Origin of the sequence: Archangium gephyra (genome assembly GCF_042230915.1) — a bacterium.
GTDB classification, from domain to species: domain Bacteria; phylum Myxococcota; class Myxococcia; order Myxococcales; family Myxococcaceae; genus Archangium; species Archangium gephyra_B.
Window position 1 is genome coordinate 498714 of record NZ_CP102578.1, and the last position, 21054, is coordinate 519767.

Annotated in this window: 13 protein-coding genes; 8 read left to right on the forward strand and 5 right to left on the reverse strand. The window is 73.0% G+C overall.

The genetic code is table 11. The features are described 5' to 3' along the window. Nucleotides 1-117 precede the first annotated feature (117 nt). The 5 genes from NR798_RS02045 to NR798_RS02065 all read left to right on the forward strand — a co-directional run bounded on the left by NR798_RS02045 (nucleotide 118) and on the right by NR798_RS02065 (nucleotide 7500). Entirely contained in the window at nucleotides 118-903 is a 786-nt protein-coding gene (locus NR798_RS02045) for an ActD-like protein (protein ID WP_375769690.1), read from the forward strand. Then, nucleotides 900-3239 carry a caspase family protein gene (locus NR798_RS02050; protein WP_375769691.1) on the forward strand — a complete coding sequence of 780 codons (2340 nt, stop codon included), beginning with the start codon at nucleotides 900-902 and terminating at the stop codon, nucleotides 3237-3239. The genes NR798_RS02045 and NR798_RS02050 overlap by 4 nt, the downstream gene beginning before the upstream one ends. 59 nt (nucleotides 3240-3298) lie before the next feature. Beyond that, complete coding sequence (locus tag NR798_RS02055) at nucleotides 3299-3694, forward strand: hypothetical protein (protein WP_375769692.1); 396 nt, start codon at nucleotides 3299-3301, stop codon at nucleotides 3692-3694. A gap of 106 nt (nucleotides 3695-3800) precedes the next feature. Beyond that, the gene (locus tag NR798_RS02060) at nucleotides 3801-4880 is read left to right on the forward strand and encodes an Rpn family recombination-promoting nuclease/putative transposase (RefSeq protein ID WP_375769693.1); all 1080 of its coding nucleotides are present in this window, start codon (nucleotides 3801-3803) and stop codon (nucleotides 4878-4880) included. Between the two features lie 361 nt (nucleotides 4881-5241). Beyond that, entirely contained in the window at nucleotides 5242-7500 is a 2259-nt protein-coding gene (locus tag NR798_RS02065; RefSeq protein WP_375769694.1) for an RCC1 repeat-containing protein, read from the forward strand. A 48-nt stretch (nucleotides 7501-7548) separates the two neighbouring features. Here NR798_RS02065 and NR798_RS02070 read toward each other — a convergent pair whose 3' ends face one another. From NR798_RS02070 to msrB, 5 genes are all read right to left on the reverse strand, one after another. After that, nucleotides 7549-9426, reverse strand: coding sequence for an ATP-binding protein (locus NR798_RS02070; RefSeq protein ID WP_375769695.1), 1878 nt, complete (start codon nucleotides 9424-9426; stop codon nucleotides 7549-7551). A gap of 10 nt (nucleotides 9427-9436) precedes the next feature. After that, the gene (locus NR798_RS02075; RefSeq protein WP_375769696.1) at nucleotides 9437-11752 is read right to left on the reverse strand and encodes a hypothetical protein; all 2316 of its coding nucleotides are present in this window, start codon (nucleotides 11750-11752) and stop codon (nucleotides 9437-9439) included. A 16-nt stretch (nucleotides 11753-11768) separates the two neighbouring features. Then, entirely contained in the window at nucleotides 11769-14015 is a 2247-nt protein-coding gene (locus NR798_RS02080; RefSeq protein ID WP_375769697.1) for a hypothetical protein, read from the reverse strand. Nucleotides 14016-14160: 145 nt separating this feature from the next. Next, nucleotides 14161-14664 carry a hypothetical protein gene (locus tag NR798_RS02085; RefSeq protein WP_375769698.1) on the reverse strand — a complete coding sequence of 168 codons (504 nt, stop codon included), beginning with the start codon at nucleotides 14662-14664 and terminating at the stop codon, nucleotides 14161-14163. A gap of 79 nt (nucleotides 14665-14743) precedes the next feature. Next, nucleotides 14744-15199, reverse strand: coding sequence for a peptide-methionine (R)-S-oxide reductase MsrB (msrB, locus tag NR798_RS02090; RefSeq protein WP_375769699.1), 456 nt, complete (start codon nucleotides 15197-15199; stop codon nucleotides 14744-14746). Between the two features lie 274 nt (nucleotides 15200-15473). On the opposite strand from msrB, the gene dnaN reads away from it, so the two are divergent. From dnaN to NR798_RS02105, 3 genes are all read left to right on the forward strand, one after another. Next, nucleotides 15474-16580: a DNA polymerase III subunit beta gene (dnaN, locus tag NR798_RS02095; RefSeq protein WP_375769700.1), complete on the forward strand. Its 1107-nt coding sequence runs from the start codon at nucleotides 15474-15476 to the stop codon at nucleotides 16578-16580. A 21-nt stretch (nucleotides 16581-16601) separates the two neighbouring features. Next, on the forward strand, nucleotides 16602-17786 hold the full coding sequence (locus NR798_RS02100) for an acyltransferase (RefSeq protein ID WP_375769701.1): 1185 nt from the start codon (nucleotides 16602-16604) through the stop codon (nucleotides 17784-17786). A 79-nt stretch (nucleotides 17787-17865) separates the two neighbouring features. After that, the gene (locus tag NR798_RS02105) at nucleotides 17866-21012 is read left to right on the forward strand and encodes an ATP-binding protein (protein ID WP_375769702.1); all 3147 of its coding nucleotides are present in this window, start codon (nucleotides 17866-17868) and stop codon (nucleotides 21010-21012) included. Nucleotides 21013-21054: the final 42 nt, after the last annotated feature.

Below are 21054 nucleotides of genomic sequence, written 5' to 3' on the forward strand. Positions count from 1 at the left end.
TGCTCGAAAGTTGGAGGAGCAAGGTCACGGGTGCGTCACCCGGAAGAAAAGCGCGGGGAATAGGGGAGGTAACAGCCGGAGGCGGGCGCGGTGTTCCCTTCCCTGGCAGGAGGCCGCATGCGTTCCCCGACCCGCACCCCCGACTGGCTTCTCGAGAGGATCGCCCTGGGAGAGCTCCCCCCCGAGGAGCTTGCCCGTGCCCGGGCCCGCCTCCTGGAGGAGCCGGACGGCGCCGCCCGGCTCGCCGCGCTCGAGGCGGACAGCGCCGCCACCCTGGCCCGGCACCCGCCCCACGTGCTTGCCCGCCAGGTGGCCACCCAGGCCCGCCTCGTCCAGGCCCGGCGGGAGCGTCCGGCCCGCCGCTTTCCCCTGGCCGCCGCCCTCGTGCCGGCGATCACGGCCGCGGCGCTCGTCGTCCTCGTGCGGCCCCCGGGGTCCGCCCCGCCCGGCCCGGAGGTGGAGGAGACGCGGGTGAAGGGCCTGGCGCCGCGGATCACCGTGCACCGCCAGCGCGCCGGGGCGGCCGAGGCGCTCGCGGACGGGGCGCTCGCGGCTCCCGGGGACGTGGTGCAGCTGGCCTACGTGGCCGCGGGCCGGGCCCATGGCGTCATCGTCTCGGTGGACGGGCGCGGCACCGTCACCCTGCACGCTCCCGAGTCCGGCACCGGCTCGGTGCCCCTGGCCCCCGCGGGCACCCACGCGCTGCCCGGCGCCTACGCCCTGGACGACGCCCCCGGCTTCGAGCGCTTCTTCCTCGTCACCGCCGAGGCCCCCTTCGCCCTAGAGGAGGTGCTCGCCGCCGCCCGCTCGCTCGCCGGGCACGCGGAGGCCCGTACCTCGCCGTTGCCCCTGCCTTCGCGGTACATGCAGGCCTCCTTCACGCTGGAGAAGTCCTCGCCATGAGTGCTTCGAGAGTCCTCGCCCTGCTGGGCCTGCTGCTGGCCGCGCCCGCGCTCGCGGAGCCGGCCCCGGTGCGGCGGCTGGCGCTGCTGGTGGGCGTCAACGACGGCGGGGCCGGACGCGTGCGCCTGCGCTATGCCGTGTCCGACGCGCGCTCCTTCGACAAGGTGCTGGGGGAGCTGGGCGGGGTGGCCGCCGCGGACCGGCGCGTGCTGGTGGACGTGGGGCGCGCGGGGCTCTTGGAGGCGCTCGGGGAGCTGCGTGCGCGCACCGAGGCGGCCCGGGGCTCCGGGGCCTCGCGCGTGGAGGTGCTCGTCTACTACTCGGGCCACTCGGACGAGGAGGGCCTGCTGCTCAAGGGCGAGCGTCTGGGTTATGGCGAGCTGCGCCGCGCCCTGGATTCGCTGCCCGCGGACGTGCGCATCGCCGTGCTGGACAGCTGCGCCTCGGGGGCTTTCGCCCGTGCCAAGGGCGGCACCCGCAGGCCCGCCTTCCTCGTGGACTCGGGCAACAAGGTGAAGGGCCACGCCATCCTCACCTCCTCCAGCGAGGACGAGGTGTCCCAGGAGTCCGATCGGCTGGGCGCTTCCTACTTCACCCACCACCTCATCTCCGGCCTGCGCGGCGCGGCGGATGCCACGCGGGACGGGCGCGTCACCCTCAACGAGGCCTACCAGTTCGCCTTCCACGAGACGCTGGCGCGCACGGAGAAGACGCGCGGCGGGGCCCAGCACCCGGCGTATGACATTGAGTTGGCGGGCTCGGGGGACTTGGTGATGACGGACCTGCGGGCCACGTCGGCGGGGCTGTACCTTGCCGAGGCGCTGGAGGGCCGGCTCTTCGTGCGCGACGAGGCGGGCACGCTGGTGGTGGAGGTGCAGAAGCTGCCGGGCCGGCCCGCGGAGCTGGGACTGGCGCCCGGGCGCTACCAGGTGCGGCGCGAGCTGGAGAGCGGCGCCTCCGAGGCGAGCTTCACGCTGGTGGAGGGTCAGCGCACCCCGCTGGCGGCCGCGAGCTTCCAGGCGATTGCCCTGGAGGCCACGGTGTCGCGCGGGGGGCCGGAGGTGGCGCCCGTGGCCGCCGAGGGGGAGCTGACGCTCGTGGATCCCGAGGTCCTGGCGCGTGCCAGCCGCTCCGAGGCCGAGGGGCTGTACCTGATGCAGAGCTACACGCGGGTGCCGGTGTCGCTGAGCCTCATTCCGCAGGTGAGCACCAACGTGTTGCGGCCGCCGAGGGGGCGGGTGGAGAACCAGCTCGCGTTCGGCGTGGTGAATGGAGGCCGGGCGGTGCGGGTGCGGGGCGCGGCGCTGTCGCTGGTGGCCAACTGGTACGAGGAGGAGGCCCACGGCCTGCTGCTATCGCCGGGCTTCAACGTGGTGAAGGGGACGGCGAGCGGGCTGATGGCGTCCGTGGGGGCGAACATCGCTGGCGGGGACCTCGAGGCGTTGCAGCTGGCGGGAGGGGTGAACGTGGCGGGCGGGGACGTGCGGGTGGGGCAGGCGGCGGTGGGGGCGAACGTGGCGGCAGGCTCGGTGTGGGGCGTGCAGTTCGCCGGGGGCGGCAACGTGACGGGCGGGAGCTTCAGCGGCCTTCAGGCGAGCGGCGGCCTCAACGTGGCGCGGGGAGACCTCGCGGGACTGCAGGGCGCGGGGGTGGGGAACGTGACGGGCGGCTCGGTGCGGGGCGTGCAGTGGGCCATGGGCTTCAACCGCGCGGGCGAGGTGATGGGCGCGCAGGCGGCGCTGCTCAACGTGGGCGGGGACGTCACGGGCGCGCAGGTGGGCCTCATCAACGTGGCCCGGGTGGTGACGGGCGTGCAGCTCGGCCTGGTGAATGTCTCCGAGGAGGTGAAGGGCGTGCCCGTGGGGCTGCTCTCCTTCGAGAAGAAGGGCCAGTTCCACGTGGAGCTGTACGGCAGCGACATCCAGCTCACCAACCTCGCGGTGAAGTTCGGCGGCAAGTACCTGTACACGGCGCTGCTGGGCGGCATCGGGCCGGATGACCGGTTGGAGCGCTTCAGCCTCGGGCTCGGGCTCGGGCTCCACCTGCCGCTGGGCGAGCGCATGTGGCTGGACGGGGACGTGGCGGGCAGCACGGTGCTGCGCGTGAGGGACCCCTTCGGCGGCAGCTCCAACGTGCTCGGCCAGGGACGGCTGATGCTCGGGGTGCAGCTCTTCGAGCGCTTCGCCTTCTTCGGCGGGCCTACCTACAACGTGTATCTCGCCGCGCGCGACGAGGAGCGCTACCGGCTCACCACGCTGCCGGCGCGGGAGCAGTGGGTGAATGAGGCCACCTCGGTGCGGTACTGGCCCGGCGTGCAGCTCGGCCTCCGGATGTGAGGACGGCGCGGCCCGCTCAATTCGCTGTGGAGCCGCGCCGTTTGAGGTAACTCTCGGCCATGGGTCTCTGCACGGTGCTCGGACTGTTGGGCGGGTTGTTCCTCGTCGGGTGGGTGGCGCTGGCCGTCTTCCTCTGGCGCAAGGAGAGGGAGGCCAGCCGCCACCACAAGGAGCAGTTGCGGCTGCTCGGCACCGAGGAGCTCCTCTCCCGCGCGCGCAACTGGGGCCCGATGAACCGTCACGCGGACCTGCCCGCGGTGGTGGAGTTCCGCTCCCTGCTCGAGCAACACCGCTACGAGGAGATGCTGCTGGGCTGGCGCGCGCTCACCTCGTCCCTGTTCGCCCTGGAAGAGCACGTCTCCACCTCCGGCCCCCAGGTCTACGACAGCGACTCCTTCCGCGTGCTGCGCGACTACGTGGAGGTTCTTCACGAGCGCCAGCAGCGCGGGGCGTAGCGGTTCGTCCGGGGACGCGTCACCCCACCTGGGCGCGCTTGCCCTCATCCCCGCCTCGGGTTGGATTGGGAGCGGGCGTCCCTTCTCCAGGAGGGGAGTCGCCGGAATGGACGCCTCGGGACGGGTGGTGCCCTGTGCGGCGCCGCTGGCCCGCTGCGTGCTTTCTCGGGCGCTGCCCACCATGCCCGGCCCTCATGACCTCTTCGCCCGCTTCACCTTTGGCCAGCCCGAGCGGGCCGCGGCCGAGCTGCGTGCCGTGCTGCCCGCGCACGTCGTCTCCCAGGTGGACTGGTCCACCCTGCGGCGCGAGTCCGGCTCCGTGGTGGATCCGGAGCTGCGGGAGACCCAGAGTGACCTGCTCTTCTCGGCGCGCCTGCGCGGTGGGCGTCCGCTGTTGCTCTATGTGCTGCTGGAGCACCAGTCCTCGGTGAACCGGTGGATGGCGCTGCGAATGCTGCGCTACGTGGTGCGCCAGCTCGAGCTCTGGCGCAAGGCGAACCCGGACAGCGAGAAGCTGCCAGTGGTGGTGCCCCTCGTCATGTACCACGGGCCGGAGGGTGCCTGGTCGGCACCCCGCCGGGTGGAAGAGCTCTTCGACCTGCCCGGAGAGGCCGAGGAGCACGAGGGATGGCGCTCTCTTGTGCCGCGCTTCGAGTACCTGCTGGATGACCTGACGGCCGAGCGGGCCGAGGCGCTGATGGCGCGTCCAGGTCCGGCCCTGGTCCGGTTGGCCTTGCTCGTGCTGCGCTACGGGCGCACAGGGGAGATGGCCGACCGTCTACCGGAGTGGACGGCTCTGTTCGCACAAGTGCATGCCGCCCCTCATGGGGACGAGGAACTGGGCCTGATTGTCCGCTACCTCTTCCAGGTTGGGGATAGGACCGTCCGCGCGGCGATGCGCGGAGTGCTACGTTCCGTCATGGAGACACACCGAGCGGAGGAGCTGATGCGGACCTATGGCGAGGAACTCATCGAGCAAGGGCGCCTGAAGGGGCTGGAGCAGGGACGGGCTCAGGGACGGGCGGAGAGTGTGCTTCAGATTCTCGCCGCGCGGGGCTGGCTCGTCAGCGAAGAGGCCCGGCAGCGCATCCTGACCTGCACGGACGTGGCCCTCCTCGAGCGTTGGTTCGCTCGAGCCCTGACGGCCGCCAGCCTCTCCGAAGTGCTGGAAGAGCTGACGCAGTAGGGGATTCAACCCCTTGTCCGTGGCACCCTCACCCCGGGGGGCTGAACGACGGGGGGACCTTCTCCCGCACCGGGCCGCTGCCTCTCGAGGCTCCGCCCGAGGCGGAACGACGAGATTGGTCACCTCGCGTACAAAATTTTGTCACCCGAGGTCTGGCCAGGCGAGCAGGCGCCAATGATTTGGGAGGGTTGAGCGAAGCCAGACAGTGGCACGTGTTCTGCTGAGGAGCCCGCCGCCCGGGCAAACCTTCCAATTCCTGTCGTACTCAAGCTCCTCACTTCATCCAGGAAGAATCATGCTCAACGAGGAACCATTGCGGAGACGCTCGAGGTCCGTCCTGAGGACTTTATTGGTGGCGTGCGTGGCCGTCTGGGCCGGTCAGGCCCGCGCCGAGGGACTGCCCGGCAAGGCGTGGGATGCGTCCAGACAGGGGGTGCTGTCGCAAAGCCTGTTCGATTCCCTGGCCGTAGCGCCGGACGGCACCCTGTGGGCCTGGGGTTCCAACAGCAACGGGCAGGTCGGTGATGGGACGACGACCCCGCGGCTCACCCCGGTGCGGGTGCCGGGCCTGACGGAGGTGGTGGCCGCCGCGGCCGGTACCGGCAACTTCTCGCTCGCGGTGAGGGAGGATGGCTCCGTGTGGAGCTGGGGCGCCAACGCCTCCGGCCAGCTGGGGGATGGGACGACGGCCCAACGGCTTGCCCCGGTGCGGGTGCCGGGCCTGACGGACGTGCGCTCCGTCGCGGCCGGTCGGTTCTTCTCCCTGGCGCTCGCACGGGACGGCTCGGTGTGGAGCTGGGGCGCCAACACCGACGGCCAGCTCGGAGATGGCACGAAGACGCCGCGGCTCACCCCGGTGCGGGTGGCGGGCCTGACGGACGTGGTCGCCATCGCGGCCAGTGGCTCGCACTCCCTGGCGGTGAAGGGGGATGGCACCGTGTGGGCCTGGGGCTTCAATGCCTTCGGCCAGCTCGGAGATGGGACGAAGACGCCGCAGCTCACCCCGGTGCGGGTGGCGGGCCTGACGGACGTGGTCGCTGTCTCGGCCGGTACCGGCAACTTCTCCCTGGCGGTGCGCGGGGATGGCACCGTGTGGGCCTGGGGGAGCAACTACACGGCCCAGCTCGGCGACGGGACGACGACCGAGCGGCTCACCCCGGTGCGGGTGCCGGGCCTGTCGGACGTGGTCGCCGTCTCGGCCGGCAACCGCAACTTCTCCCTGGCCTTGAGAGGCGATGGTTCCGTGTGGAGCTGGGGCACCAATGCCTCCGGCCAGCTCGGGGCGGGGACCACGCCCTTGCGGCGCACCCCGGGGCCGGTGATGGGGGTGGAGCATGGCGTGGCCGTGGCGGCCGGCGCCACCGGCTCGCTGATGTTGCGAAAGGATGGCACCCTCTGGGCTTGGGGCACCGACGAGAAGGGGGTGCTCGGCACCGGGACCAGCATCATGGGTCCGCACGCTCCGTCGCCCGTGTTGGGGCTCTCGAGCACGGCGGCCATTTCCGCCGGTTCGCACCACTCCCTGGCGCTGCGCGCGGACGGCACCGTGTGGGGCTGGGGCGGCAACAGCGAGGGGCAGCTCTGGGCCGGGGACGGTTCCACGATGGACCGGTACGCTCCGGTGCGCATCGAGGGCGTGACGGACATCAAGGCCGTCTTCTCCAGTGCGAGTGCGTTGCACACCCTGGCGTTGCGCGGGGATGGCACCGTCTGGGGCTGGGGCTCCAATGTCCACGGCCAGCTCGGGGTCGGCACGGGGGGCTGGTTCAACGGCCCTCCCGTGCAGGTGGTGGGCCTGACGGACGTGAAGACGCTCGCGGCGGGTGAATTCAGCTCCGTGGCGGTGCGAGGGGACGGCACCGTCTGGACCTGGGGTTTCAACATGGTGGGCTTCGACATGTACGACCCGGCCAATCAGTACCTCACTCCCGTGCAGGTGCAGGGGCTGCTGGGCGTACGGGCCGTCGCGACCAGTGGCCGCCATGCCCTGGCGTTGCGCGAGGATGGCACCGTGTGGAGCTGGGGCTCCAACCTCGACGGCCAGCTCGGGGATGGGACGGGGGAGTCCTCTCGGGCCATACCGGTGCGGGCGCTGGGCCTGACGGACGTGGTGGCCATCTCGGCCGGCATCGATCACTCCCTGGCGTTGCGCGCGGACGGCACCGTGTGGGCCTGGGGAGGCAATTCCCATGGCCAGCTCGGCAACGGGACGAAGGGCTGGGCCCGTCCCACTCCCGGGCAGGTGGAGGGCCTGACGGACGTGGTGGCCATCGCGGCGGGCTACTCCTTCTCCGTGGCGGTGCGAAGGGACGGCACCGTGTGGGCCTGGGGGGCGCGCCGCGCTGATCCGCTCACGGTGCTCGAGACCCGGCTCACCGCGGCCCCGCTGGAGGGCCTGACGGACGTGGTGGCGGTGGCGCTCGGCCGGTTCCACGGTCTGGCGCTGCGCGCGGATGGCACGACGGTGGGTTGGGGCGTGAACGCGCAGGGCCAGCTCGCCAATGGCGATTCGCCCCAGCATCTCACCCCGACCCGCACGTTGCTGCCCTGCCGCTTCACCGGGCTGCCCTCGCGCGAGCACCGCGTGTCTGGGCAGGAGCCGTGCCACGCGGCTCCCTGACGCAAGGCGGTGACGCGCCAGTCTTCCGAGGGAGGGCTGGCGCGTCTCTCACACCAGGCCGCCCGACGCGGGCGCCGCGGGCAGCACGAGCGTGACGGTGGTGCCCACGCCCTCGTCGCTGTGCAGGGTGATGCTGCCCCCGTGGTCCTCGACGACGCGGTGGCACACGGCCAGCGACAGGCCCTTTCCCGTCCACTGCTGCTTGGTGGTGAAGAAGGGGTTGAAGATGCGCTCCAGGTGCTCGCGGGCAATGCCCCGGCCCGTGTCCCGCATCTCCACCCGCACCAGCTGCGCGTCCATCACCTGCGTGGTCAGCACGAGGTTGCGCTCGGGCCTGTCCCTCATGGCGTTGAGCGCGTTGCCCAGCAGCCGGCCAAACACGTCGCCCAGCGCCTGCGTGTCGCCGAGCACCTTCACGTCGCCCGGGTGGAAGCGGCAGTCCACCTGCACTCCCACCTGGGTCAGCTCCGGGCCGCGTGACTCCAGCACCCGCTGCAGCATCCGGTGCAGGTCCAGCGGCAGCCGTCCCAGTTGCTGACGCTCGGAGAGCAGTTGCAGCTCGCGGACGATGCTGGCGATGCGCTGGGCCTGCTGGTGCACGGTGCCCAGCATCCGGCGCGAGGGGTCCTCCGGCGGCAGGTCCATCAGCATCAGTTGCACGTTGCCCAGCACCGCGGCCAGCGGGTTGTTCATCTCGTGCGCCATGCCCGCCGCCAGGTCTCCCATGGCCGCCAGGCGCTGGCTGCGCGAGAGCTGCACCTGCGTCTGCCGCAGCTCCTTCGTGCGCTCCTCCACCTGGGCCGCCAGCTGCTCGTTGAAGCCCAGCAGCTCCCGGTGGGCCTGCTCCAGCGCCTGCCCCATGTCGTTGAAGGCGCGCGCCAGGTCCCCCAGCTCGTCCCGGCGCTTGAGGGTGATGCGGTGGGCGAGGTTTCCCCGGGCCAGCTCGCGCGAGCCCTCGGCCAGCCGGGCGATGGGACGGGCCAGCGCGCGGGCCAGCACCGGCGCCAGCGCCAGCACACCCACCAGCGTCAGGCCCAGCACCCCGAAGGTGCTCCGCGACAGCGCATGCAGCGGCTCGAGCGCGGCCTCGCGCGGGCGGGCCACCACCGCCACCCAGCCCAACTCCGGCACCGGGCTGAAGGCCGCCAGCCACGCGCGCCCCTCCTCCTCGTACTCCCCCAGCCCCGTCTGCTTCGCGCCCGCCGCGCCGGGCAGCTTCCCGGAGAAGTCCTCCTGGCGGCGTTCGCGCTCCGGCGCTCCGTCCAGCAACAGCCGGCCCGCTCCATCCAGCAGGAAGATGCGCTCGTGGCCCGCGCCTCCCTCGGCCAGACGCTGCGACAGCTCCTCCAGCCCCAGCTCCGCGGCGAGCCCTCCGGCCTGCGTCCCCGAGGCGCGCGCCGCCACCACCACGGCGGGCCGGCGGCGCACGGCCGTCAGGTAGGGCGCGGAGACGGCGTACGCGCGGCCCTCGGGCACCCGCGAGAGCAGCCCCGCCGCCCGGTGCTGGAAGTCCTCCACCTCTCCGGCGGCGACGGTGGCGTGGCGGCGGAACTGCGGCTCCTGCCGCGCGAAGGCCTCGGGGTCGTCCACGAAGACGGAGGCCGTCAGCTGGCCCTGCTCATCGAAGAGCCCCACCTGGGCGATGGCGTCCCGCCGCAGGAAGACGCGGGTGAGGAACTCCTGCGCCCTCGCGGGGCCGAGCCGGTGCGGATCCTCGAGCAGCAGCGCGCCGCCCAGCTCCGTGGCCAGCGAGAGGACATGGGTGGAGGCCTGCGCGGCCTCGGCCCGTGCGGTGCGCCGGTGCTGCTCGGCCACCGCCTCCGAGAGCGCCCGCTCCGCGGCACGCCAGGCCAGCAGGCCCACCGCCAGCGTGGGCGCCGCGGCGATGGTGATGAGCAGCAGCAGCAGCCGGGAGCGGATTCTCATGGGCGCGGCCTCATTGGAGCTTGGGGCAGCTCAGCTGCAGGTTGAGGCACTGCCGGACGGTCCTCCGCGCATCCTCGGTGTCGGTGATGACGAGCTCCAGGCAGGACTGGGGCTCGCGGCCGGCCACGTCGCTCAAGGTGACGTTGGGGAGGGTGAGGGTGCCGCCGGTGAAGGGGGGCGTGGCGCTCGGGCTGATGGTGCCGAACGGGGAGAGCGCGAGCCGGACGGTGCCCGAGTAGGCGGAGACGGCGTTGTTCCAGGTGTCGACCGCCTGCAGGGTGAGCTTCCACCGCTCCGAGGCGGTGATGCAGGGGGGCACCTGCGGCTGGAAGCGGGCGACCGGGCCGGGATTCACGGAGAAGGTGCCGGACTGCTGTCCCTTGGTGGTGCCGGAGGCGACGCTCAACCGCGTGCCGGAGAGGGCCAGCAACACCGTCAGCTCCACGTCGGCCTGGCCCTGGAAGCCAGGGACGCGGGGGGGAGAGAACTGGTGCGCGAGGAGGCCCTGGGCGTCGAGCGCCAGGTCGTGCACGTCCCGGGTGGTGTTGCCGTAGGTGTCCACCGCGCGGATGCGCACCCGGAAGGGGACGCCCGCCGTCTGGGTCTCGGCCGTGTCCTCCACCACGAAGCGCTGCGTGGCGCCGGGCAGCACGGCGAAGCCTCCGGTGGTGGCGCTCAGTGCTGCCGGTGCCGTGTCGGTTCCCCCTACGAGGCGGATGCTCGTCTCCTCCACGGCGGCGGTGAGGGTCACCGGAAGGGTGATGGAGCCCGTGAAGGTGCCGCTGGTGGTGGGGCTCAGCGCGCCCTCGGGGACGCCGGAGGCGGTGAGTGTCGCGGACAGGGGTGTCTCCGCCCGGTTGCCCAAGCGATCGAGCGCCTCGAGCGTGAGCAGGAAGGGCGCGCCGGCCTGCTGGGGCCCCACCACGTTGGACACCGTCAGGCGCGCGGGGGGACCGGCCTGGACGGCGAGCTCCGGGGTGGCGCCGCGCACGTCCTGGGTGTTGGGGTCCTCGGCCACCACGGACACCGTCTGTACCCGGGAGAACTCGGCGTTGAAGGCGGCCAGGCCCACCTCCAGCTCGATGTCGCCGGGGGAGAAGCCCGGGTCGAGCGGGAAGGTGTCCAGCCGCACCGGGCCGTTGTACGGCGTGCGGTTGTTCCAGGCGTCGAGCGACGTGACGGTGAAGCGCTCGGGGACGCCGGCCTGCAGGGGGCCGGTGCCGGTGCGCTGCAGCTCGAAGCGGCGGGTGGGGCCGGGCCGCACCGCGAGGCTCACGGTGTGGGGCGAGAGCGCCCCGTACGTGTCGCGGTTGAAGCCGCTGGCCGACAGCCACACCTCCGCCGTGCCGCGCGTGTCCCTATAAAGGAGGGGCAGGCGGCCCTGGGCGCCCTGGAGCACGAGGGTGAGGTCGGGGTGGTAGGGGTCGCCCTCGTTGACGGCCAGCCCGCCCGCGGGCGAGGTGGTGCGCAGCGTGAGCTGGATGCCGGTGGCGGGCAGCGAGGCCGGGCCGCCGCTGGAGTCCAGCACGTCCACGGTGAGCGCCACGGGCTCTCCGGCCACCAGGGCCGAGGTGGGCAGCCGGGTGAAGCGCACCGCGGTGGGCGGGCCGAGCCGTCCCACGGCCACCGTCTGGGCGATGGGCGGCAGCTCCTGGCTGCTGGACTCCAGCGTGTGATAGCCGGGTGTGGAGTCCTGGTAGAGCAGATCCACCCCCGACTCTCCGGGGGCGAGCGTCACCTCCAGCTCGTGCCGGGCCTCCGCCTCCTGTCCGAGCCGGGCGAAGCGGCCCGTCTCCGAGTCACTGGTGATGTGCAGCACGCGGGCAATGGCGGTGGGCGCGGGCTGGCCCGAGGGATCTCGCAGCTCGATGCGGATGGGCTCCGTCCACTCGCCGGGGCGGGCCGAGCGCATGGAGGTGACGAAGACGAGCCGGTGCACGCCGCGGTCGATGACCTCGAAGGCGCCGGGCAGGGTGGAGGAGCGGCCCTGGGAGTCGGTGACGGTGACGTCGTGGAGCCCGGGGGGCAGGGTGGCCGGGGCGGTGGCCTCCAGCGCGTCGCGGGAGAGGAAGCGCACGGCGTAGGCGCGCTCGGGGCCGATGCGCACCTCGAAGCGGTTCTCCAGCGAGGGTGGGGCCTCCGAGCCCAGGTCCACCGCGACGTCCGGGGTGAAGGCGCCGCTGAGCAGCAGCCGCTCGGGCGAGCCGAAGGAGGTGCGCTCCGGGGACACCGCCTGGAGGCGCGGCGTGTCCGGGCGGGGGTCGCACGAGAGCCCCCAGGCCAGCAGGAGCAGGGCGAGGGGGTGCGGGCCGGTACGGGAGCGCATCCGGAGCCTCCTTTCGTCAGAGCGCGAAGCGGTAGCCGAGTGAGGTGGAGAGCCCGCCGATGGGGCCCTGGAAGGTGCCGCCCGCGGGGAGCCGGGCGAGGCCGTAGCGCCCCTGCAGCACCAGCTCTCCGGGGCCGAGCGGGTACACCAGGCCGAGCCGCACGTGTCCACCGAAGGCGGGGGAGACCTGGCGCTGCCCGCCCGGGTCCAGGCTGAGGCGCCAGTCGATGTGGACGAGGTGCGCGTCGAGCCCGGCGCCGGCGTAGGCGGACAGCGTGCCGGGGAGCGGCAGGAACCAGCGCGCGCCCGCGGACACGGTGGTGGTGAGGGCCTGGGCGTTCAAATCGAAGGGCTCGTGCGCCACGCTCTCGCCGCGCAGCGAGAAGCGTCCCCAGGCCACCTGCACGGAAGCGTTGGCGGCGAGCCGCTCGCCCAGGGCGTAGGGCCGCACGTCCGCCTCCAGCTCCAGCGAGGGCTGCACCAGCCGGCCGAGGTTGCTCTGCGCGCCGAGCCGCAGGGTGAGGCCCCGGGGCGTGCGCGAGGCGAGAGTGAGGTGTGCATCTCCCCGGGCCTCGCGCGCGGCGGCGAGCACGGTGGCCACGCCGCCCTCGCACCGCTCGGGAGGGTGGTAGCGGGTGACGAACTCCCCGCCGCCCAGCGACGCCACGCGCTCGAAGCGCCCGTGCTCGGCCTGGGTGCCCGCGGCGCGCAGGGTGATGGGCACGCCGTCCAGCGGGTTGCCGTACAGGTCCTCGACGAGCAGGTGCACCTGCGTGCTGTCCCTCCCGTCGCAGAGCACCTCGCGCTCCTCGGTGCGCACGCGCAGCCGGGCGGGCTCTCCGGGAATGAGCCGCACGGTGGTGCTGACGCTCTGGTCCTCCCACCGCACCTGGATGAGTGCCTCGCCGGTCTGGCGGACCGACTCCAGCTCGGCGGTGGCGCGGCCCTCGCGTGTCGTCACGGAGGCGGGGAGCCGGCCGAGCGTGGTGGAGAGGAGGAGCACCGTGCCGTCCGGCGCCAGCAGGCCCTTCGCGTCGCGGGCGGAGATCTTGAGGCTCACCCGGGAGAGGCCATCCGCGGGCAGCTGATGCCCGTTCTGCTCCATCCCTCCGAGCTCCAGGGTCAGGCGGGGGATGGGAAGGAACGTCGCGTCCAACGAGACCGGGGGCGTGCCGTCGATCCACGCCACGAACCGCTCCTGGCCGCCGCCGGGAGGTGCCCGGTAGCGCGCGAGGTAGGTGCCATCCCCCTGATCCTGGACGGGCCCCACCTCGCCGAGCGTGGCCTGGAGGCGCACGGGCTCTCCGGGCATCGCACGCCGCCGCTCGTCATGGACGGACACATGAACGAACGCGCCCGCGGCTCCACCTTCCAGTGCTTCGACCTCGAGGCGGAGGGTGGGCTTCACCCCGGCCCGCAGCTCCACGCGGACGCTGGAGGGCTCGCCGTTGCCGGCCTGCGCCGTGAGCAGCGCCTCGCTCGGAGTGGCCCGGGGATGGGGGACGAGCGTGCCCAGGTGGACGCCCGGGGCGACGCGCTGGGATTCAAAGGTGCCGCCCGTGCGCGAGAAGGTGGGGGCTGCCTCCAGCGGCTCGCCGTGGCTGTCGATGCCGAAAGCCCACACGCGCACGCCGTGCTCGCCGTCGGCCGCGAGGGAGGACTCCTCGGCGAGCAGCAGCACCGTGGGCCGGGAGGGCACGGGCAGCGGCATGGTCCGGGGTTGGGCGGGCTGGCCGGGCGCGGCGGCCGAGACGGTGGCCTGCGCGACGGTGGGGGTGAGGAGGACGGGCACCTCGGCCTGGCCGGTGGCGTTGGCGCGCACGGGGCCGTAGAGGGCCTCACCGATGCGGACCTCCACACGGCCCAGCGGGGGCAGCCCGGAGAGCGGCAACACCTGGCGGCGCTGCACCTCCAGCACCACGGTGGCGTGGGCTCCCGAGGACGGGGACACGGCGGCGCAGAGGATGGGCGCGAGCGCGTCGGCGCGAGGCGGGACGAAGACGGCCTCGAGCCTGTCCGGGGCGGAGCGCCGGGCGGGGAGGACGCGGCCCGCGCTGCACGCCAGTCGCACGTCTGGAGGGAGCCCGGGGGCGGAGACGGTGAGGGTGGAGCGGGTGTCGCGTCCGGAGAGCAGCTGGCGCGGCGTGGCCTCCAGACGCAACGCGGGGGCCGCCCAGGTGGAGCTGGCGCCCAGCAGGCACAGCAGGACGAGGGGCCCGAGGCTCCATCCGGCCCCGCGCCCGCTCTGGGGTGTGACTGCCACTCGCCCCGTCATCGCGGAAGCGCCCCCTACCCGTGAAGAGTGAGAGGGCCAGGATACTCCTTCGCCAGGGGACGTGGAGCGTGGTGCCGGGGAAGTGACTTCCGGGGGACGGCTGGGGCGGGGGCCCCCCGGGTAGGTGGAGGGACTACTGGCCCTCGACGATGCGGCGGACGCGCAGCACCGTGGCGGCGCCGGCCGGCCCCGCGTTGGGGATGGTGTCCAGGGTGGCCTCCACCTTCAGCCCCACGTTCCCGTGGGTGGCCTCCATGACGCTGGCGCGCTTCTCGTCGCTGAGGCCGAGCGCCGCCGTGTCCACCTCGTGCACCTGGAGGGGCTCGTCGTTGGGCCGGTCCGGCCGGGTGGCGACGAAGTAGGGGCAGGGGGTGGTCATGCAGCGCACGCCGCTGTCGCGGATGAAGTAGACGGCCGGCCCGCGCTCGGCGGAGGGCGCGGCGGCGGTGCCACCCGAGGGCGTCTCGGGAGCGGGGGCGGGCTTGTCGGTGGCGGGCTTGTCCATGGGGGCGGTGGGGGTGCCACCAGACTCGGCGGCGGGGGAGGGCTCGGCGGGGGGAGGGGTGGTGCCTTTGCTGCAGCCGGCGAGCAGGCCGAGTGCGAGGACGGCGGTGAGCAGGGGCAGGCGCGAGGTCATGGTCGGGCTCCGGAAAGGGAGGGGGCAGTCTCGCCGCCTCCCGGGGCAGATGCCACTTCAGACGCACCCGGGGTCCGGGTCATTCATACGCGGGCGCGCCGGCGTCCTCCTCCAGGACCGCCTCCTCCAGGGCCGCGTCCTCGGCCTCGAAGGCCAGGGCGGCCGAGTTGATGCAGTAGCGCAGCCCGGTGGGCGGGGGCCCGTCGTCGAAGACATGGCCCAGGTGGGCGCCGCAGCGGTCGCATGCCACCTCCGTCCGGATGCGCAGGAAGGAGGAGCGGTCCTCGTGGTGGGCCACGTGGCCGGCGCGGAGGGGGGCCCAGAAGCTGGGCCAGCCGGTGCCCGAGTCGAACTTCGCCTTCGAGGCGAAGAGCGTGTGGCCGCAGCCCGCGCAACAGTAGATGCCGCGCGCGTGGTGGTCCACGTAGCTCCCGGTGAAGGGCGCCTCGGTGGCCCCCTGGCGCATCACCCGGTACTGCTCCGGGGTGAGATCCTGCCGCCACTCGTCGTCGGTCTTGTAGACCCTATCGTGCATGGCGTTCTCCTCCTCGCTCGACCCTCCCTAGTAATGGGGGTGGCGGTGGCGGGAAGCAGCGACCGGTCGGCGGGTCGGTAGGAATAGGTCCTACCTGTATGCCGGGGCCTGGGGAGGGGGCGCAAGTGCCCGGATGGCCGTGTGCCGGACGGGAGAGCATGACCGCAGACGTCAGGTTCGTTGACGACCCGGAGCCCCCGGGCTACATCCGGCGAGGGCGGCCGAGGGGCCGCCACCCTTTCCCGTACCCCTGGTTCTTCAAGGACCCCCCGAGATGGAATTCCGCATCGCCGCCGACGAGCTGAAGAAGGCCCTCTACCGCGCCCAGGGCATCGTGGAGCGCAAGACGACGATGCCCATCCTGGCCAACGTGCTCGTCACGGCGCACAAGACGGGGGTGACGGTCACCGCGTTCGATCTGGAGATCGGCATCGTGTCCGAGCACCCGGCCGAGGTGGTGAAGCCCGGCGCGGTGACGCTCAGCGCCAAGTACGTCTTCGACATCGTCCAGAACCTGCCGGACGCCCACGTCACGCTCAAGAAGCTGGCGAACAACTACGTGGAGATCTCCTCCGGCCCGGCGCACTTCAAGATCGTCGGCACGGCGCCCGAGGAGTACCCGAAGCTGCCGCGCGAGGAGAGCGCGCCGCTGGTGCAGGTGACGGGCAACACGCTGCTGGAGATGATCAAGAAGACGCAGTTCGCCATCTCCACGGACGAGACGCGCTACATCCTCAACGGCGTCTATTTCGAGCCGCAGCAGGGCGGCAAGGTGCGGATGGTGGCCACGGACGGCCACCGCCTGTCCCTCATCGAGCGCGAGCTGCCGGGCGACTTCAAGCTCAAGGGCGGCGTCATCATCCCGCGCAAGGGCCTCTTGGAGCTCAAGCGGCTGCTGGACGAGGCGCCGGACGCGGAGTGCCAGCTGGGGTTCGCGGAGAACTCGGCGCTCTTCAAGAAGACGGGCCTGACGATGGTGATGCGGCTCATCGACGGGCAGTTCCCCGAGTACCAGCGCGTCATCCCCAAGGAGGGCGAGAAGGCGGTGCTGGTGCCCAAGACGCGGCTGCTCGAGGGCCTCAAGCGCATCGCGCTCTTGAGCGCGGACAAGAGCTACGCGGTGCGGGTGGGCCTGTCGGAGAACCAGCTGCTGATCACGGCGAACAACCCGGACCTGGGCGAGGCGAAGGACGCGCTGGAGATCGCCTACCGGGGCACGGCCATCACCATCGGCTTCAACGCGCGCTACCTCATCGACGTGCTGACGGTGACGGACACGGACGAGGTGGCCTTCGAGCTGGGTGACGAGCACAGCCCGGGCGTGCTGCACGCGCCGGGGGACCGGAGCTTCACGGCGGTGGTGATGCCGATGCGCGTCTGAGCGTGAGCGAGTGCTGAAGTCATGAGTGCCCAGGCCCCCAGCGCCGCGCCACTCCCGCCGGTACCGGGCTCGCGCAACACGGGCCTGGACCGTGCGCGGGCGGTGGCCACGCTCGCGATGGTGATGGGCCACACGCTGGACGCGGTGCTGTCGGACGCGGCGCGCGACGGCGTGGGCATGGTGGCGTACTGGAGCCTGCGGGCCGTGACGGCGCCGCTGTTCCTCTTCGTGGCCGGGTGGGCCTTCGCGACGACGGTGCAGCGCACGGGTGCGCACGGCGCGAGCGTGCTGCGCCGGTACCTGCCGCGCGTGGCCCTGCTGCTCGGCTGGGGCTACCTGTTGCGTTGGCCCGGGTGGGGGCTGCCGCTGCTGTTCGCCGGGGACGTGACGGTGTGGCGGCACTTCCTGGCCTTCGATGCACTGCACGGGGTGGCGGGGGCGCTGCTGGTGGGCGCGGGCGTGCTGTCGCTGCTGAAGGGGCGGACGGCGCGGATGGGCGCGCTGGCGGTGCTCGCGGTGCTGCTGCCGCTGGTGAGCCCGTGGGTGCGCGCGACGGTGGAGGCGGGCGGGTGGCCGCTGGCGCTGGAGCAGGCGCTGGTGAGCCGGACGTCCAACTTCCCGCTCTTCCCCTGGTCGGCGTACTTCTTCGTGGGCGGCCTCGCGGGGCTGTGGCTCGCGGAGGTGAAGCGGGCGCCGCACTGGCTGTGCCTGATGGGCGTGGGCACGGTCATCCTGGCGTTGATGACGCTGTGGGGCGGAGACCCGAGGGTGAGCGACCCGACGCTGGTGGCGTGGCGGGTGGGGCTGCTGTCGGTGGCGGCGGGGTTGGCGATGCGGCTGCCCTCGCGGCTGGACAGGTGGATGGCGCCGGTGGGGCGCGCGTCGCTCTGGGTGTACGTGGTGCACCTGCCGCTGGCGTACGGCTGGTCCAACTTCGCGGGCCTGGCGAGCCGGCTCGGCCGCTCGCAGGACGTGCTGCCGGCGCTGGGGCTGGCGCTGTCGGTGCTGGCGGTGTCGCTGACCATCGCCCTGCCGGCGAAGAAGCTATACGGGCGGCTGCGGGGGCGTAACCGTGGGCCCGCTCGCCAGGGCGCACCCCGCGAGGCCTCCTCTCCCCGTGAGGCCAACGCCCACCGTGAGTCATCCCCTCTCCCCTCGGGAGAGGGACGGGGTGAGGGTGCCGAGGCTCCCGGGCTGAGCCGGTGAGGCCCTCGGGCCCTGTGCTAGACTGAACCTCCCGGGTCAATCCGTGTGACCCCGCTTTCCGAGAGAGGCCACGGGAGCCATGCCGTCGTACCGGAACGCCACGCTCCTGGCCGTGGGCCTCGCCGCGCTGCTGCTGTGGGCCCGTGAGGCGAGGAGCGCGGAGCCGCCGGGGCGCATCGGCTTTCGCAGCTACGGCACGGACGCGGGCATCGAGAACCACGACATGTCCTGCGTGCTGCAGGACGCGGAGGGGTTCGTCTGGGTGTGCGCCGCGGATGCGGTGTACCGCTTCGATGGCGAGCGCTTCGAGCGCTTCGGGCTGGACGCGGGGCTGCCGTCGTCCATCGTGAGGGACGAGACGCTCGACTCCCAGGGCCGGCTGCTGCTGGCCACGCAGAAGGGCGTGGTGCGCTGGGACGGGAGCCGCTTCACCGCCGTGCCGATGAATGGAGTCCCCGAGCAGGTGTGGAGCGTGCGCCTGGACGCCGGGGGCCGGCTGGTGGCGGGCACCGAGCAGGGGCTGTACGTGGAGGTGGAGCCGGGGCGGTTCATCCCGATGCCGGGCTGGCCCGGAGGCCCAGCCCTGGTGCTGTGGACGGATGCCGCGGGGGACATCCAGGTGGGCTCGGGCGCGCGCCTGATGAGCCGTGACGCCCGGGGGCGCTGGCTCATCCACGAGGTGTTGGGGCACGGCAATCCCATCTCGGACCTGGTGCGCGACGGCCAGGGCCGCCTGTGGGCGAGCGGCGAGAGCTGGCTGGCCGTGCAGCCGCGTGAGGGGGCGCCGTTCGAGGACCGCTCCTCCCTCATTTACGGGATGATGGGCGCGGGGCGCCGCCTGCGCGTGGGCCTGCGCGGGCAGCTGCTGGTGCCCAACTACCGCGGCCTGCTCGCGGTGGAGGGCGAGCGGGTGGAGCTGTGGCGGCTGGGCCTGGCGGAGCGCTCGGCGCGGATGCGGGACGTGCTGCATGACCGGGAGGGCACGCTCTGGGTCGTCAGCCTGGGGGTGCACCGCTCCCTGGGCCGGGGCCTGTGGAGCGTCCACGATGCCTCCACCGGGATGCCCTCGAGCATGATCTGGGGCCTGGAGCGCGATGCCCGCGGGACGCTCTGGGTGGGCACGGATGATGGGCTCGCGCGCGCGACGTCCGAGGGCTGGGTGCCCGTGCCCGGGCTGCGCGGGTACTCGCTCAAGAGCGTGAAGGTGGGCCCGGACGGCGCGCTGTGGGCCGCGGGCAACCCGGTGGGGCTGCACCGCTACGAGCCCGGGAGCGGGGCGGTGCGGACGTTCGGCGAGGCGGCGGGCCTGCCGGCGCGCTACACGTTCGACCTGCTGTGGGAGCCGGATGGAACCCTGTGGGCGGCGACCACCTCGGGCCTGTACCGGGGCGAGCGCCGGGGCGGGGACTGGGCCTTCGAGCAGGTGCTGCCGCACAGCCGGCGGACGTTCTTCGGGGGCGTGGAGCGGGACGCGGCCGGAAGGCTGTGGGCGTCGGGAGATGGGCTGTACGTGCGAGAGGGGGGCGTGTTCCGGCGCCTGGGCACGGCGGAGGGGCTGCGGGACGAGCGCGTGCGCTACATGGTGGCGCGGCGCGATGGCCGCGTGTGCGTGTCCTATGTGGAGCCGCTGGGGCTGAGCTGCTTCACCTACGAGGGCGGGCGGCTCACGGAGGTGCTCCGCCTGGACCGGAGCACGGGGCTGCTCAATGGCGTCGTCTACTTCCTGGGCGAGGACGTGGCGGGCCGGCTGTGGGTGGGGACGGGGGCGGGGGTGCACCTCGTGGGGGAGGACGGGGTGCTCGAGCACTTCGGGGCGAGCGGCGGGGCGCCGGGGGACGACTGCAGCGGCAACTCCTTCCTGGCGGAGGCGGACGGCACGGTGTGGGTGGGCACCTCGAACGGCCTGGGCCGCTTCGATGGGGTGCACTACGCGGGCCCGGCCGCGCCGCCGCGCGTGGTGCTGCTGAACACCCGGCTGGGGACGCACGAGATTCCCGGCGCGCGGGTGGAGGGGCTCGAGGCCGCGCACGGAGCCACGACGCTGGAGGTGCGCTTCGCCGACCTGGGCGCGCTGGACGAGGGGCACGTGGGGCACGAGGCGCGGCTGGTGGGGATGGACGACTGGCACGCGGTGCCGGGGCGCTCGGTGCGCTACAGCACGCTGCCGGCGGGCAGCTACCGCTTCGAGGTTCGCGCGCGCAACGACTGGGGCCCGTGGGGGCCGGTGGCCGGGTTCAACCTGGTGGTGCACCCGCCGTGGTGGGCGTCCTGGTGGGCGCGGGGCCTGGGCGTGCTGCTGCTGGGGGCCGCGGTGGTGGGCGTGGTGCGCTGGCGCGGCATCGCCCTGCGGCGCAAGAACGCCGAGCTGGAGCGCCTGGTGGAGGCGCGCACCGCCGAGCTCGATCAGGCCCGCCAGAAGGTGATGCAGGCCGAGAAGCTCTCCGCCATGGGGCAGTTGATGGCGCGGCTGTCGCATGAAATCAACAACCCGCTCACCGCCATCCACACCAACCTGCCGGCGGTGCGCGAGTACTTCGACCAGCTGTCCGAGGTGCTGCGGCGCAGCCGTGAGCGACTGGAGGCCCACCCCGAGGACGCGGCGGAGGTGGAGCGGCTGTGGCGGGAGCTAGATGTGGAGTTCCTGCTGCAGGACACGCCGGACGCGCTGGAGGCGATGCAGCACGCCACCGAGCGCATCCGGGGCATCCAGGCGGACCTGCGGGCATTCCTGCGCGGCGAGCGTCCGAAGCTCGAGCCGGGGGACCTCAACGAGGTGGTGCGGGAGACGGTGGAGCTGGTGCGGCGCTCGCTGCCCGCGAGTGCGCGGGTGGAGCTCCAATGCGGCGAGCTGCCCTTTTTCTCCTTCAACCGGGGGCAGCTGGGGCAGGTGACGCTGAACCTGTTGCGCAACGCCCTGGATGCGCTGGGAGACGAGGGCGAGGTGCGGGTGAGCACGGCCGTGCGCGACGGCATGGCCGAGCTGGTGGTGACGGATGACGGCCCGGGCATTCCCGAGGAGTTGAGGGCCCGCGTCTTCGAGCCGTTCTTCACCACGAAGGACGTGGGGAAGGGCTCGGGGCTGGGGCTGGCCATCTGCCGGCAGCTCGTCATGGAGAACCACGGCGGGACGCTCGAGCTGGACACGTCCGTGGCGCGCGGCGCCTGCTTCCGGGTGCGGCTGCCGCTGGCACGGGTGGGAGAGGCCGCCGAGCGCAAGGTAGCGTGAGGGGACGCGGGAACATCCCAAGGATAAGCAGGCTGGAGGGCG

What these genes read in the sequence shown, in the direction of transcription:
- NR798_RS02105 (WP_375769702.1), top strand. Translation starts at nt 17,866, where the DNA reads ATGCCGTCGTACCGGAACGCCACGCTCCTGGCCGTGGGCCTCGCCGCG.
- NR798_RS02050 (WP_375769691.1), top strand. Translation starts at nt 900, where the DNA reads ATGAGTGCTTCGAGAGTCCTCGCCCTGCTGGGCCTGCTGCTGGCCGCG.
- dnaN (WP_375769700.1), top strand. Translation starts at nt 15,474, where the DNA reads ATGGAATTCCGCATCGCCGCCGACGAGCTGAAGAAGGCCCTCTACCGC.
- NR798_RS02055 (WP_375769692.1), top strand. Translation starts at nt 3,299, where the DNA reads ATGGGTCTCTGCACGGTGCTCGGACTGTTGGGCGGGTTGTTCCTCGTC.
- NR798_RS02070 (WP_375769695.1), bottom strand. Translation starts at nt 9,426, where the DNA reads ATGAGAATCCGCTCCCGGCTGCTGCTGCTGCTCATCACCATCGCCGCG.
- NR798_RS02045 (WP_375769690.1), top strand. Translation starts at nt 118, where the DNA reads ATGCGTTCCCCGACCCGCACCCCCGACTGGCTTCTCGAGAGGATCGCC.
- NR798_RS02075 (WP_375769696.1), bottom strand. Translation starts at nt 11,752, where the DNA reads ATGCGCTCCCGTACCGGCCCGCACCCCCTCGCCCTGCTCCTGCTGGCC.
- msrB (WP_375769699.1), bottom strand. Translation starts at nt 15,199, where the DNA reads ATGCACGATAGGGTCTACAAGACCGACGACGAGTGGCGGCAGGATCTC.
- NR798_RS02060 (WP_375769693.1), top strand. Translation starts at nt 3,801, where the DNA reads ATGGACGCCTCGGGACGGGTGGTGCCCTGTGCGGCGCCGCTGGCCCGC.
- NR798_RS02085 (WP_375769698.1), bottom strand. Translation starts at nt 14,664, where the DNA reads ATGACCTCGCGCCTGCCCCTGCTCACCGCCGTCCTCGCACTCGGCCTG.
- NR798_RS02100 (WP_375769701.1), top strand. Translation starts at nt 16,602, where the DNA reads ATGAGTGCCCAGGCCCCCAGCGCCGCGCCACTCCCGCCGGTACCGGGC.